The 11,974-nt window shown below is 34.1% G+C and carries 17 protein-coding genes; all 17 read left to right on the top strand.

Annotated features, from left to right (window positions below; genetic code table 11):
- The first annotated feature begins 4 nt into the window (after nt 1–4).
- The 17 genes from F823_RS0101685 to F823_RS0101600 all read left to right on the top strand — a co-directional run bounded on the left by F823_RS0101685 (nt 5) and on the right by F823_RS0101600 (nt 11,951).
- Nucleotides 5–193, top strand: coding sequence for a hypothetical protein (locus tag F823_RS0101685; RefSeq protein WP_002845643.1), 189 nt, complete (start codon nt 5–7; stop codon nt 191–193).
- A gap of 246 nt (nt 194–439) precedes the next feature.
- Nucleotides 440–1,216: a terminase gpP N-terminus-related DNA-binding protein gene (locus F823_RS0101675; RefSeq protein ID WP_019595301.1), complete on the top strand. Its 777-nt coding sequence runs from the start codon at nt 440–442 to the stop codon at nt 1,214–1,216.
- Nucleotides 1,206–2,429: a PBSX family phage terminase large subunit gene (locus tag F823_RS0101670; protein WP_002845637.1), complete on the top strand. Its 1,224-nt coding sequence runs from the start codon at nt 1,206–1,208 to the stop codon at nt 2,427–2,429. The genes F823_RS0101675 and F823_RS0101670 overlap by 11 nt, the downstream gene beginning before the upstream one ends.
- Nucleotides 2,416–3,783 (top strand): phage portal protein, encoded by a 1,368-nt coding sequence (locus F823_RS0101665; protein ID WP_002845635.1) that lies wholly within the window; start codon nt 2,416–2,418, stop codon nt 3,781–3,783. Before F823_RS0101670 ends, F823_RS0101665 begins: the two co-directional genes overlap by 14 nt.
- Before the next feature lie 5 nt (nt 3,784–3,788).
- Entirely contained in the window at nt 3,789–5,555 is a 1,767-nt protein-coding gene (locus F823_RS0101660) for a minor capsid protein (protein WP_002845634.1), read from the top strand.
- Nucleotides 5,545–5,850 (top strand): DUF7675 family protein, encoded by a 306-nt coding sequence (locus F823_RS0101655; protein WP_002845633.1) that lies wholly within the window; start codon nt 5,545–5,547, stop codon nt 5,848–5,850. Before F823_RS0101660 ends, F823_RS0101655 begins: the two co-directional genes overlap by 11 nt.
- A gap of 137 nt (nt 5,851–5,987) precedes the next feature.
- A complete protein-coding gene (locus F823_RS0101650) occupies nt 5,988–6,188 on the top strand; it encodes a hypothetical protein (RefSeq protein ID WP_019595300.1) in 201 nt (66 codons plus the stop codon).
- A 277-nt stretch (nt 6,189–6,465) separates the two neighbouring features.
- On the top strand, nt 6,466–7,059 hold the full coding sequence (locus F823_RS0101645; RefSeq protein ID WP_002845630.1) for a phage scaffolding protein: 594 nt from the start codon (nt 6,466–6,468) through the stop codon (nt 7,057–7,059).
- Nucleotides 7,060–7,092: 33 nt separating this feature from the next.
- A complete protein-coding gene (locus tag F823_RS0101640) occupies nt 7,093–8,004 on the top strand; it encodes a hypothetical protein (protein ID WP_002845627.1) in 912 nt (303 codons plus the stop codon).
- A gap of 1 nt (nt 8,005) precedes the next feature.
- Nucleotides 8,006–8,233 (top strand): hypothetical protein, encoded by a 228-nt coding sequence (locus F823_RS0101635; RefSeq protein ID WP_002845625.1) that lies wholly within the window; start codon nt 8,006–8,008, stop codon nt 8,231–8,233.
- Nucleotides 8,214–8,636 carry a hypothetical protein gene (locus F823_RS0101630; RefSeq protein ID WP_019595299.1) on the top strand — a complete coding sequence of 141 codons (423 nt, stop codon included), beginning with the start codon at nt 8,214–8,216 and terminating at the stop codon, nt 8,634–8,636. The genes F823_RS0101635 and F823_RS0101630 overlap by 20 nt, the downstream gene beginning before the upstream one ends.
- Complete coding sequence (locus F823_RS0101625) at nt 8,636–8,989, top strand: hypothetical protein (protein ID WP_002845622.1); 354 nt, start codon at nt 8,636–8,638, stop codon at nt 8,987–8,989. The genes F823_RS0101630 and F823_RS0101625 overlap by 1 nt, the downstream gene beginning before the upstream one ends.
- A gap of 1 nt (nt 8,990) precedes the next feature.
- The gene (locus F823_RS0101620) at nt 8,991–9,389 is read left to right on the top strand and encodes an HK97 gp10 family phage protein (protein WP_002845620.1); all 399 of its coding nucleotides are present in this window, start codon (nt 8,991–8,993) and stop codon (nt 9,387–9,389) included.
- Between the two features lies 1 nt (nt 9,390).
- Nucleotides 9,391–9,894, top strand: a complete 504-nt coding sequence (locus tag F823_RS0101615; protein WP_002845618.1) for a phage tail terminator family protein — start codon at nt 9,391–9,393, stop codon at nt 9,892–9,894.
- Nucleotides 9,895–9,896: 2 nt separating this feature from the next.
- A complete protein-coding gene (locus tag F823_RS0101610; RefSeq protein WP_002845617.1) occupies nt 9,897–10,997 on the top strand; it encodes a phage tail sheath subtilisin-like domain-containing protein in 1,101 nt (366 codons plus the stop codon).
- A 15-nt stretch (nt 10,998–11,012) separates the two neighbouring features.
- Complete coding sequence (locus F823_RS0101605) at nt 11,013–11,453, top strand: phage tail tube protein (protein ID WP_002845615.1); 441 nt, start codon at nt 11,013–11,015, stop codon at nt 11,451–11,453.
- 12 nt (nt 11,454–11,465) lie between these two features.
- Nucleotides 11,466–11,951: a phage tail assembly chaperone gene (locus tag F823_RS0101600; RefSeq protein WP_002845614.1), complete on the top strand. Its 486-nt coding sequence runs from the start codon at nt 11,466–11,468 to the stop codon at nt 11,949–11,951.
- Nucleotides 11,952–11,974: the final 23 nt, after the last annotated feature.

Here is an 11,974-nt window from a genome sequence, read left to right as displayed (position 1 = left end):
TAGTATGATAGAAGAACTTAGAAACAGGGCAGAGCAGGCTAAAACATTATATAGAAGCAATGTAATAGATAGAAAAGAAGCTGAAAAAGATATAAAGCCTTATTTGAAAGTTGCAAACGATAAAAGCAAGGAATTAGCCAAGAAATACAATCAGAAACCTAGGTTGATTTCGATGGCTGCGTATTTAAGATAATAAGTATATTAATTATTTAAGGGTGCTAAGTAGGCACTCTTTTTTAGTGCATAAAAGGTGTGACATGAGCAAAAATGAATTTATTAAAATATTAAAGAGTTGTAATGATAAACTTACGTTTCAGCAATTTAAGACGTTAAGAGGACAAGCCTTAAAGGGTGACATTGAAGGAGCGTACAGAGGATTAAATAGGATATTAGAAGCTTAATTTTAAAAATAACAATAAGTATATAAAGAGGTGGTGGTGTGAAAGATGTAAAGGAGCTGGCTAAACAAGATTACTTAAACGGCGTAAAACAAAAAGATATTTCAAAAAAATATAATCTATCAATAAACACCCTTCAATCATGGATAAAACGTTATAGGTGGAAAGAAGAAAAAGACGGTGCAAAAACTAAAAAAAAGATAAAAAGAAATATCAATGCACCACCAAAAAAGAACGGTGCACTGAATACTAGAAAAAACAGTACACTTATTTCTGACAAAAAACCACCTATAGCAACAACTCATGGGGCATATGAAAAGATAATGTACTCTACCATGGCTGAGGATGAAATAGAGTTAATCAGTGATTCTCTAAGGGATAATGAATTAGAGGAGCTGTATAGGGAAAAAGATATATTGACCGTTAGAGAACTTAGGTATGCTAAGCTGATAAAGCAACTAAGGGAAAATGAAACTGGGTTGATTACTGTTAGTGCTGAAAAAAGAAAGATTGAAACTAAGCATAGAGGTGCGACACCGGTTGATGATTATACGGAAGATACGGTTGAAACTGTAGGTAAAACAACTTATGTTTTTGAATTGATTCATAAGTACGAAGGTGAGTTAACTAGGATACAAAAGCAAAGGGCGAAGGTAATAACCGATATAGCGAAGATTAAAAATGATAGAGAAATGATTGATATAGCTAGACAGAGGTTAGAACTTGAAAAACTAAAGGTTCAGACATCAGAAACAACCGAGGATAGATTGGAAAAATTAATAGATGGTATAAGGGGGATTATGGTTGATGAAGAATAAACTTAAAGCCTTATATCATGATAAGCAGTATGAGGTGTTAGAACACGCGTTAAACCATGATTTTTTTATGCTAATAAATCACGGAGCGAAAAGAACCGGTAAGACCATATTAAATAATGATTTATTTTTACAGGAGCTTACTAGGATTAAAAAAATAGCTGATGATGAGGGTGTTAAGGACCCACAATACATATTAGCTGGTGCGGATTTAGGTTCGTTGCAAAGAAATGTATTGATTGAACTAACAAATAAATACGGCATTGAGTTTAAATTCGATAAGCACAATAGATTTAAATTATTTGGTGTACTTGTTTGTTGTTTTGGACATTCCAAGAAAAATGACTTGGGTAGAATTAGAGGTATGACATCCTGGGGCGCGTACATCAATGAAGGGACCATGGCCAATGAGGAAGTATTCAATGAAATCAAGTCCCGTTGCTCTGCTACAGGTGCTAGGATACTAATAGATACAAACCCGGATAACCCGGAGCATTGGTTGAAGGTTAATTATATAGATAAAGCTGATGAAAATACTATAGTTGAATTTAACTGGAAACTAGACGATAATACATTCTTATCCGATAGATATATAAACAACATTAAAAACTCCACCCCTTCCGGTATGTTTACGGAAAGGGATATAAACGGCAACTGGGTTAACTCCGAGGGTGTTGTGTATAGGGATTTTGATGTAAAGGTACATTACGTTGATACATTGCCGGATATGGAACGATATTTCGCAGGTGTCGACTGGGGATATGACCATTACGGGGTTATTGTTGTTATAGGGCTAGGTATAGACGGCAACTTCTATATGGTTGAGGAACACGCTTATAGGTATAAGGAAATTGAAGATTGGCTAGAAATAGCACTAGAAATAAAAAAGAGGTATGGGCATATACCTTTTTATTGTGATTCTGCTAGACCGGAGTATGTTGTTAAGTTTAAGAAAAACAAACTAAAGGCATACGGGGCTAGTAAACAGATATTATCCGGGGTAGAAACGGTATCTAGGCTATACAAGCTAAAGAGACTTTTTATATATAGGCCTATAGCGGATAGATTTAGAAAAGAGATATTTAGTTATGTTTGGAATAAGGATACTGGAAAACCTTTAAAAGAAAATGATGACGTGCAGGATTCAATTAGGTATGCACTGTATTCTGATAAAGTTATTAATAAGTGGGAGGTGAGAACGGATGAAGCTAAATAGAGTATTAGAGGTAATAAAAGGCTATGAATCAACGGCTGATAAGATAAAGAACAACAAAAGATACTATAAGAATGAAAATGACATATTAGAAAAGGGTGTTTGTTCTACTAGTAAGGAAAAAGTCGGAGATGGTGTATTAAGGCACGCTGATAATAGAGTAACTCATTCCTTCCATACATTGCTTACTGATGAAAAAGCGGCCTATATGTTTACCTATGAGCCTTTAATTGATGTTGATGATAATAAGAATGATATCAACAAAAAAGTTAAAAAGGTTTTGGGTGATGATTTTAGTAGGAAGTTGAAAAACTTATGTATTGAAAGCTGCAATTGTGGTAAAGCTTGGCTACACTACTGGATAAATGAAGATGGCGGGTTTGAGTATGAGAAGGTAAATACGGAAGAGTGTATTGAACTAAAGGACAGTACTTTAAAAAAAGGCACATCTAAATTTATTAGATATTATGATGTTAGCGAGTATAGGGATGAGGAAACTACCGTTAAAGAAAAATATAGGTATATTGAGGTATGGGATGATAAGGAGTTTACTAAATACAAATTAAAATCCGGCACAACTATAGCCTTAGAAAGTGAAACTATTAGTCATAATGCTGGCAGGGTTCCGTTTATAAAGTTTGCTAATAACATGAGCGAGACTAGCGATTTAGATAAATATAAAAAACAGATAGATTTATTTGATAAAGTCATGAGTGGTTATGCGAATGATATTGAGGATATACAGCAGGTGATATATATACTAGAAAATTATGGCGGGCAGGACCTAGATGAGTTTAAAAATGATTTAAAGAGATATAAGACTGTTGAACTAGAAACAAACGAGATACAGGGTAAGGGCGATTTTAGAACCATACAAATTGATATACCTGTTGAGGCTAGAAAGATTATTTTAGAATATTTAAAGAAGCAGATATATGAGTTTGGACAAGGGTTACAGCAAGATGTTGAAAGTGTCGGTAATGCTAGCGGGGTAGCTTTAAAGTTCTTTTACCGTAAATTAGAGTTGAAGGCGGGTAATACCGAGACTGAATTTAGGGCTGGTGTATCTAAATTGGTTGAGGCTATATTAAATCACTTAAATATTGGGTTTGATATGATACAGCAAACATATACTAGGAATATGATATCTAATGACCTTGAGAACGCACAAATAGCGCAGCAATCCATGGGGGTTATTCCAATTAAGTATGTATTATTAAATCATCCTTGGATTGATGACGTTGATGAGGCATTAAAACTACTTGAGGAAGAGAAGGCAAAAAACGAAGCTGGGATTGAAGATTTGTATTTCCCGGACAAGCCCAATAAGGTTGATAATGAAGGTAGTAAGGAATAGTTCTAATGGCTAATGAATATTGGATTAAAAGAGAAAGAGAAAAGCTCAAGGGGCATTTGAATGATGTTGATAAAACTGAAAAAATACTTGCTAGTAATTTAAAAAAAGCTAGTAGGGATATTGAGGATGAGATATATAAAATATACTCTAGATATTCAATCGATAATAAGATAAGCTATACCGAGGCTAATAAGCTATTAACCGGTGATAGGTATAAAGCGTGGCGAATGGATCTAGTTGATTATGTTAAGGAGATTGAAGAAACCAACAATGATGAACTTTTACTAGAGTTAAATACCCTATCTGCTAAAAGCAGAATTACAAGGCTAGAAGAAAATCTATATCAAATACAAAAGATACTGGATAAAGATTATAACTTTAAACATAAAGAGGTAAAAGCTCTGCTAGAATCTGGAGTAAAAAATAGTTTCACGCAAACAGCATACACAATAGATACTCTAAATGGATTTCATACAGCCTTTAACTTTATAAGCAAGGAAGAAATAGAGAATATAATAAACCTACCTTGGAGTGGTAAAAACTATAGTAAAAGGTTGTGGAATAACAGAACTAGGCTGAAAGAAAAGGTACAAGAACAGATAGTCCAAGCGTGCATACAAGGCAAGGATTTAAGGAAGTGCATACGTGAATTATCTGCTACTATGGATACATCAATTGAGGTTACTAAAAGACTTATTAACACCGAACACGCATATGCGTGTGCACAAGGGGATTTAAAGATGTATCAGGAATTTGATATAGATTCATACGAGTACATAGCTACACTTGATACAAGAACTTCAAATATATGCAGACATTTGGATGGAAGGATTTTTAAATTGTCAGAGGCTACACCAGGTGTTAATTTTCCACCAATGCACCCACATTGTAGATCTACTACTGTACCTGCAGATTTAGAAAATTTAGGGGATGAGACAAGGATTGCCAAAGATAGCAAGGGTAATTACATATATTTAAAGGCTGATACTAGTTATAAGGACTATAGGAAGGCCCTTGAAACGGGTAGCTGGAATAATGTAATGCATGGCACTAAAATTAATACAGAAGTTAAAAAATCTGTGGTAAATACTCATAAAAAAATGTATAATATAGTTAACAATAAGAGTTTAAATGATAGTGGGTTGTCGAAGGAAATTGAAGCACAAAATATTAAATATATAAAACCTAAAAGATATATATTTAAACCTACCGAAAGTAAAATTATAAGTAATTTAGGTGGTGGAGATTTAACAAAAGGATCTTGTTCATCAGTAGCTTTTGCTTATATTGGAAATAAAGGCGGTTTAAATGTTAGAGATTTCAGAGGTGGAGATAGTCAAAGGTATTTTTCTGTGATTTATAATATAAGAAAAATTGCCAATCTAACAGGTGTTAAAAGCTATGTTGTTAAAGAAAGTAATGACTTTAAAGCAGTATCAAAACTGTTACAAAATATGGCTATAGATAAGGAATACTACTTAGCGACAGGCCGTCATGCTGCAATTATAAGAAAAACTACTGATGACGTACAATATTTAGAATTGCAGAGTGTAGAAAACAATGGTTTTAAACCATTAAATAATGATGTTCTACGTAAAAGGTTTGGATGTAGAAGAAGTCACACAATGAAATATATAGGTAAATATGAAGTGGAAAACATATTAATTGATGTAGACTCATTAAAAGGAAATTCAGAATTTAAACAAATACTAGGCTACATCAATACAAACGAAGCAAAACAATTGAAAGGGGTTGGAGGTAGTGTCAAATAATAATTATGATAATTTTATCAATAGATTAGAAGAATATGCATCCAAACCAGATAATACTGTTTTTGCAGATTGTGATATAAAAGGGATGAGCAACTTTTATAAGGATGACAAAGCAAGTAAGGTATGGTGGGTAGAAAGATTAGATTCAGTAGGTGAGTTTTTATTTAGTTTCGACAGAAAAAAAATATACAACTTGTTTTCTGACTATCCTCATAATCTATCAAAAGATGAAGTAGAAATATTTGACAAGGAAAATCCGGAATGGGTGGAATTTTTTAAATATAGAAAAAAATAAGCACTTTAACAGTAGTTAGGGTGCTTTTTTAGTGCAGTAAATCTATATAACGGATTTTGGCTAAAATTCGACGTATAAATATTTATATGACGGAAAAAGGCGAAAATCCGTCGTATAAAATATGAGAGGAGTAATATATGAAATATAGGAAAAAACCAGTAGTAGTTGAGGCATTTAAGTTTGATGGTGATTTTAAAACTAGAACGGGCGAACACTATGTGCCGCTATGGGCTGAGGCGGCACTGCATGAAGGCATTATATGTTTTGCTGGTGGAGTTCCTACTATGACAGTAGAGATATATTTAGACTCTTTAAATAAGGATATGTTTAATAAATAATTTCGTTATTTGCGTTCCATTTTCTACCGGGACGAAAGAGACGCAAATTGCAAAAGCGTTGAAAATGCCAGCTTTTTTCGTTTCATTATCTACCGCAAATTGCGGGAAAAAGTGTGCGAAGGAAATTTGCTTCCGCCGCAATACTAATTAATATAATTCGACCTAGACAAGTCGTAAAAAGGCCTATTTTTTATATCAAAATTCGACATGATAAGTCGTTAAAACAAAACCTATCGAGGTCGTTGCCTCGTTAATAAACGAAAAGGAGATTGAAAGAATGAAGAGAGAATTTTTGAAGGAATTAGGTCTTGAAGATGATGTTATCGGTAAAATCATGAAGGAACATGGGAAATCAATACAGAAGCTTGATGATGCAATCGAAACATACAGGGGCAAAATATCTGACCTGCAGACGGATATAGCCACAAAAGATAAGGCTTATGAAGATTTAAACAAGGAGTTAACTGTTTCTAAGGCTAAGGTGGAAGATTTTGAGAAACTAGATGTTGAAGGGTTAAAAAAGAGCGTGCAGGACTGGGAAAACAAGTACAACGAAAGGGAGTACGATTTATCAGTAGACAAGTACATGCAGGGCTATAAATTCACATCTGATTTAGCTAAGGAAGCTACTATATCTAAGTTTAAGGAGCAAAAATTCAAATTAAAGGATGGCAAGCTTGATGGTGCTGAGGATTTTATGAAGAAGTTTATCGAAGAAAACAAGTCTGCCTTCGTCGTTGAGGGTGAGGGGAACAACAATGCTAGTAACGGTATTAGTAACGGCCCTGCACCTTATAAATATGTTCCTGCTGGTGGTTCTAGTGCGGAAGATATTAAGGATTTTGAAAGTATGTTAGACAGTATGATTTAAAAGAGATTAGAAAAATTTTGGAGGTAATTTATTATGGCAAATCAAATTGAAAAAGTTGCGGTAGTGCAGAAAAAGTTGGATGAGTTAATAGTTGCGGAAATGACAACTGCCTGGATGGAAGTTAATCAGTCACAGTTGCAGTATTTTGGCGGTGATGAGGTTAAGATACCAATGCTTACAGTAGATGGTATGGGAAATTATAAGAATGGGTATGCTACAGGATCCGCTACTCTTAAATTCCAGACTAAGAAAATGACACAGGATAGGGGTAGAAGTTTTGATATTGATGTTAGAGATGTTGACGAAACAGCGGGTATAGCAACAATATTCCAGATTATGAATGAGTTTCAGAGAACGCAGGTTATACCGGAGATAGATGCTTATAGAATATCATACCTTGCTAACAACGCTATAGAGGCGGAAATGGTTAAGGACCAGTATGTGCCTAAGAAGGAAACTGTAATAGATGAGGTTAAGGATGCTATAAAGGCGATAAGAAAAATAGGGTACAATGGCGAGTTGATGATACATGCTAATTATGACACTATAACAGAAATAGAAAAGGCTAGGGCTGTTGTAGCCAATACTGCAACAATAACTCTTCATGGGGTAGAAACTAGAGTACAGCAGATAGATGGTGTGCCTATTATACCAACATCTGATAATATAATGGTATCTAAGATTAAGTTAAATGATGGTACTACAGGCGGACAGGAAAAGGGTGGATTTGAGAAGGATGGTTCAGGTAAAACTGTAAACTTCCTTGTTGTAGGTAAAAATGTACCTATAGCAGTAACTAAACTTGATGTAATAAGAGTGTTCGATCCTATGACTAACCAAACTGCTAACGGTTGGAAGGCTGATTATAGAAGATTCCATGATATATGGGTGACAGACAATAAGAAGAAGTGTATGTTCGTAAACATTAAAGAGGCTAAGGCTTAAGATGATTAGGTTAGAGAAGTTGAATGTTGTGGTCGAGGTTGATTCCGAGGCTAGGGCTGCAGAACTTGTCTCTGAGGGGTATACGATTATAGAAAGTGAAAAGGACACTCACAAAAAGACAGGGACTAGAAAAACATCTAAGGGCAAGAAGAAAAATAGCGCTGATGAAGATGATATAGTAAATGTCGATGAATTGGCAGGTGTTGAAAATGCAGGAGATGGAAAGTAAATTTAGAGAAATATTAGAAGGTGTTTCTTTAAATACAGGTTATAGTGATGAAAAAATAATAAAATATTATTTTGGTAAATTAACAACAAAAGTTTTAGATTATTGTCGAAGAGAGGAACTTAATGTTCCTCTCTTTGATTTTATTGAAAGAAAGTTAATTGACATAGCCCTTTTCAAAAAGGCAGAGGAAGAAGCTAAAAAAAACAGTTCTAGCTCAACTGCTGCTATTAATGGAATAGGTATAGAAAATATCAAGTCTATAAGTAGGGGGGATACGTCAATTACCTTAAAAGACGGTGAAAAAACAGAAGTAACTAAAAAAAATACGGATATAGGTTCACTATTGGAGTTTAGCAAGGATGATTATATAACTCTTAATAGACATAGGAAGGTGTATAGATAATGAGTAGTTGGGAAGCTGATCTATTTGCGTTGACATATGAAGATAGAATGTCAGTTAAAAGGCATGTAGAAAAAACTGATGAAGAAACCGGAATATCAAACTTTAACGAGAGTATACCGGTATTAGACAATATACCGTGTGCCTTATCTCAAAAGAATGAACCAACTATAGGAGGGGATTTTCCTTCGATAATATCAACGCACCGTATATTTGCAAGACCGGAGAATGATATTAAGGCAGGAGATCTAATAAGTGTGAAAAGGTTCAGTAGAGTATATGAATTTGTGGCATCAGAACCCTTTTATTATGTATCACACGTTGAAATACCTGTAGAAAAAAAGGAAAGGTTGTAGCATGAAATTAACTGGAGTAGATTCGCTTATAAAAAAACTTGAAGTGGATATAGACAAGAAAACAGAAAATCTTCTTAAAAAGACAGGAGCATATATATTAAAAGATGTAAAAATGAATACTCCTGTTGATACTGGAAGACTTAAAAGATCTTGGAAAATGAATAGAGAACTACACCAAGTGACAATCTATAATAACACAAAATACGCCAAACACGTTGAATATGGGCATAGGACGAGGGGGTCAGCAAAAAATCTTAGGTACAGCCCACAAACAAGGACTTTTAGCAGTAATGCCAGACGAGTTGTTCCGGGAAGGCATATGTTAAGAAATTCAGTGAAGCGTGGAAAACTATTCCTATCCAAAGAGATGGCAGAAATAAAAATATTTGGTGGTGATTAGTATGATTACAACGTTAGATATTGTAAAGGCGGTGGCAATTCAAATAAAGGGTAAATTTGATGCCAAGGTATGTATTGACAAAGAACAGTTGCAGAAATATACAAGCTCAAATAACTGTATATACATAGAGGTTACAACATTAGCTAGTGAAGTGGCTACATTATTTGCCAATACTGATTCTATAGTGATTGATATAGCATATTACCCTTTAGGAGCAATTAATAAGGTTGAACTTTATGAAATTGAAAGCAAGATAAGGTGTCTATTTATACGGAGTTTAAAAATAGGTCGTGATTATATGCACATCAACTCTTTAACTCCAGATATAGTAAAGGATGAAGTTGGGTGGAGATTAAATGTATCTTTAATTGGAAAACTATACAACAATATGCTTGAAACAACGTTTGTTGATGGTAAAAAGATATCAGGAACTGACAAAATAGAGATATTGGACCCAGTACAGGTTATGACTGCGGTTGATTTAGAAGTAAAGGATGGTGAATAGATATGGGAATGCCTGAAATAAGAATTAAATTTATTGAAATTACTAGGCGAGCTATAGAAGAAGCAGGTAGAGGGGTAGTGTTATTATTATTGAAAGATAATACAAACAAGGGTCTAACTGAAATTAACAGTTTTGACGAAATTCCTGAAAGCTTTAAGGGGAAATCTAAGACAATAATAGACCATGTGTTTTGGGGAAATGTACAGGATATTAGAGAAGGAACAAGCCTTAGAACTGTATCATATAGACCTGCAAAAGTATATGTGTATTGCTTGGGTAGTGATGAGAATTTAGAAGATGCATTAAAGAAATTGGAGGGGTTAGAATTCAATTTTATGGCTTATCCAGATGCAGAGGACGTTGACAATAATAAGTTGATAAGTTTTATAAAGAAAATAAAGGAATCAGGCGTTGAAGCTACAGTGATAGTGTCTTCAAAAAAAATAAAGGCTGATTCAGAAGATGTAGTAAATTTTGTGGAAGAAGATTTTAAAGTTGGGGGGCAAGTGACTAAGGCTAATTCATATACTGGACGTATAGCAGGACTTATAGCTGGTACTCCATACTCTCAATCAATAACATTGGCTTCCTTAAATGAAATTGAATCCATAGCAGACAAGGAAATAAATGCTATTAACGCAGCTATAGATTCAGGAAATTTGACACTTTGTTGGAAAAAAGGCAAGGCAAGAATTGCTAGAGGGGTAAACAGCAGAACCACTATAACAGAGGATAGAGGGGAGCAGTTTAAGAAGATTAAACTTGTAAATACATACAAATTTATAAACAATGCGATATATAAAGTCATAATAGACCATTATATAGGTAAAGTGCCTAATAGTTATGATAATAAATGCTTACTTATAGTAGAGATTAAAAACTTTTTGAACAATTTAAGTTCAGAAGAATTAATTGAAAAGAAATTCAATGTAGGTATAAACATGACCAAGCAAAAAGAGTATTTAAAATCAAAGGGTGTTGATGTATCTGCGTTAAGTGAACAAGAACTAAAAGAGGCTGATACAGGATCTAAAGTGTTCTTAGCCCTTACAATTAAGGGTATTGATGCTATGGAAGATTTTGATATAGAAGTTTCAGTATAAGAAAGGAGATACACAATGGATTATAGCAAGATGAAGTTTAGTCAAGAAAAACCAATATCAGGTACGTGGGGAGAAGTGTGGTTAAATGGCGAATATGTATCCGAGTGTAAAGGTATGCAAGCTAAGATAGATTTTGATAAAGAAAAAATCACAATGCCAAGAGATTACATGGTAGGGCATAAAATAATGTCCGCCGAAGGAAAAGGTTCAGTGACACTTTTTAAAATGACATCTAGGATGATTACACTTATATCAGAAAAATTTAAGAATGGCGAATCTATGGAATTTACTATAGTATCGAAATTAGCTGACCCACAGTCATATGGTGTCGAAAGAATAAGCTTGGAAGGTGTAATTTTTGATGATTTAACACTTGCAGATTGGAAGCGTAATGAAGTCGGAGAAACTGAAGCACCATTTACATTTGCAGGGTATGACCCTATGGATACGATATAAGGAGGAATAGATATGGAAGATTTAAAGACAATGAATGATGAGTTAGAGGTTTTAGAGGATGAAAAGGAGTCACCAAATGTATTAGATTTACTTTTATCTGCTGATTTAAAGAAATTTAAAGTTAAGTCACAAAAAGTAGAAATACCTAGGTTGACAGAGGCAACTGGAGCACCTTTTATAGTTGAAGTAAGACAGATTCCTATTAATCTTGAAGAGGATATAGAGGAACGATACAATAAGGTGAGTTATACAGATGATGGAGATGTTGAAGTTGATTCCAAGCCTATGGAGAGCAAGAAAATGATACTGATTGAATGTGTTTATGTTTGTGATAAGCAGTTGTTTAAGCAAAGTGATTTGATGAGAAAATTCAATGCTAAAACTCCGAAACATTTTGTCGAGAAGTTGTTTACAAAGGGTGAAATAACAAAGATATACAATGCATACAAAGAAGTCATAGGTTTTAAAAAGGAATCTGTTAAAGAAATAAAAAACTAATTCAGACGGATGATGACGTCTAT

This window comes from Peptostreptococcus anaerobius VPI 4330 = DSM 2949 (assembly GCF_000381525.1).
GTDB lineage: Bacteria > Bacillota > Clostridia > Peptostreptococcales > Peptostreptococcaceae > Peptostreptococcus > Peptostreptococcus anaerobius.
This window is presented reverse-complemented; position numbering and strand designations above follow the sequence as displayed.

Coding starts and splice junctions, on each gene's coding strand:
- F823_RS0101685 (WP_002845643.1), top strand. CDS start 5: ATGATAGAAGAACTTAGAAACAGGGCAGAGCAGGCTAAAACATTATAT.
- F823_RS0101660 (WP_002845634.1), top strand. CDS start 3,789: ATGGCTAATGAATATTGGATTAAAAGAGAAAGAGAAAAGCTCAAGGGG.
- F823_RS0101600 (WP_002845614.1), top strand. CDS start 11,466: ATGGAAGATTTAAAGACAATGAATGATGAGTTAGAGGTTTTAGAGGAT.
- F823_RS0101620 (WP_002845620.1), top strand. CDS start 8,991: ATGAAATTAACTGGAGTAGATTCGCTTATAAAAAAACTTGAAGTGGAT.
- F823_RS0101625 (WP_002845622.1), top strand. CDS start 8,636: ATGAGTAGTTGGGAAGCTGATCTATTTGCGTTGACATATGAAGATAGA.
- F823_RS0101665 (WP_002845635.1), top strand. CDS start 2,416: ATGAAGCTAAATAGAGTATTAGAGGTAATAAAAGGCTATGAATCAACG.
- F823_RS0101670 (WP_002845637.1), top strand. CDS start 1,206: ATGAAGAATAAACTTAAAGCCTTATATCATGATAAGCAGTATGAGGTG.
- F823_RS0101650 (WP_019595300.1), top strand. CDS start 5,988: ATGAAATATAGGAAAAAACCAGTAGTAGTTGAGGCATTTAAGTTTGAT.
- F823_RS0101605 (WP_002845615.1), top strand. CDS start 11,013: ATGGATTATAGCAAGATGAAGTTTAGTCAAGAAAAACCAATATCAGGT.
- F823_RS0101645 (WP_002845630.1), top strand. CDS start 6,466: ATGAAGAGAGAATTTTTGAAGGAATTAGGTCTTGAAGATGATGTTATC.
- F823_RS0101640 (WP_002845627.1), top strand. CDS start 7,093: ATGGCAAATCAAATTGAAAAAGTTGCGGTAGTGCAGAAAAAGTTGGAT.
- F823_RS0101635 (WP_002845625.1), top strand. CDS start 8,006: ATGATTAGGTTAGAGAAGTTGAATGTTGTGGTCGAGGTTGATTCCGAG.
- F823_RS0101610 (WP_002845617.1), top strand. CDS start 9,897: ATGGGAATGCCTGAAATAAGAATTAAATTTATTGAAATTACTAGGCGA.
- F823_RS0101630 (WP_019595299.1), top strand. CDS start 8,214: ATGCAGGAGATGGAAAGTAAATTTAGAGAAATATTAGAAGGTGTTTCT.
- F823_RS0101615 (WP_002845618.1), top strand. CDS start 9,391: ATGATTACAACGTTAGATATTGTAAAGGCGGTGGCAATTCAAATAAAG.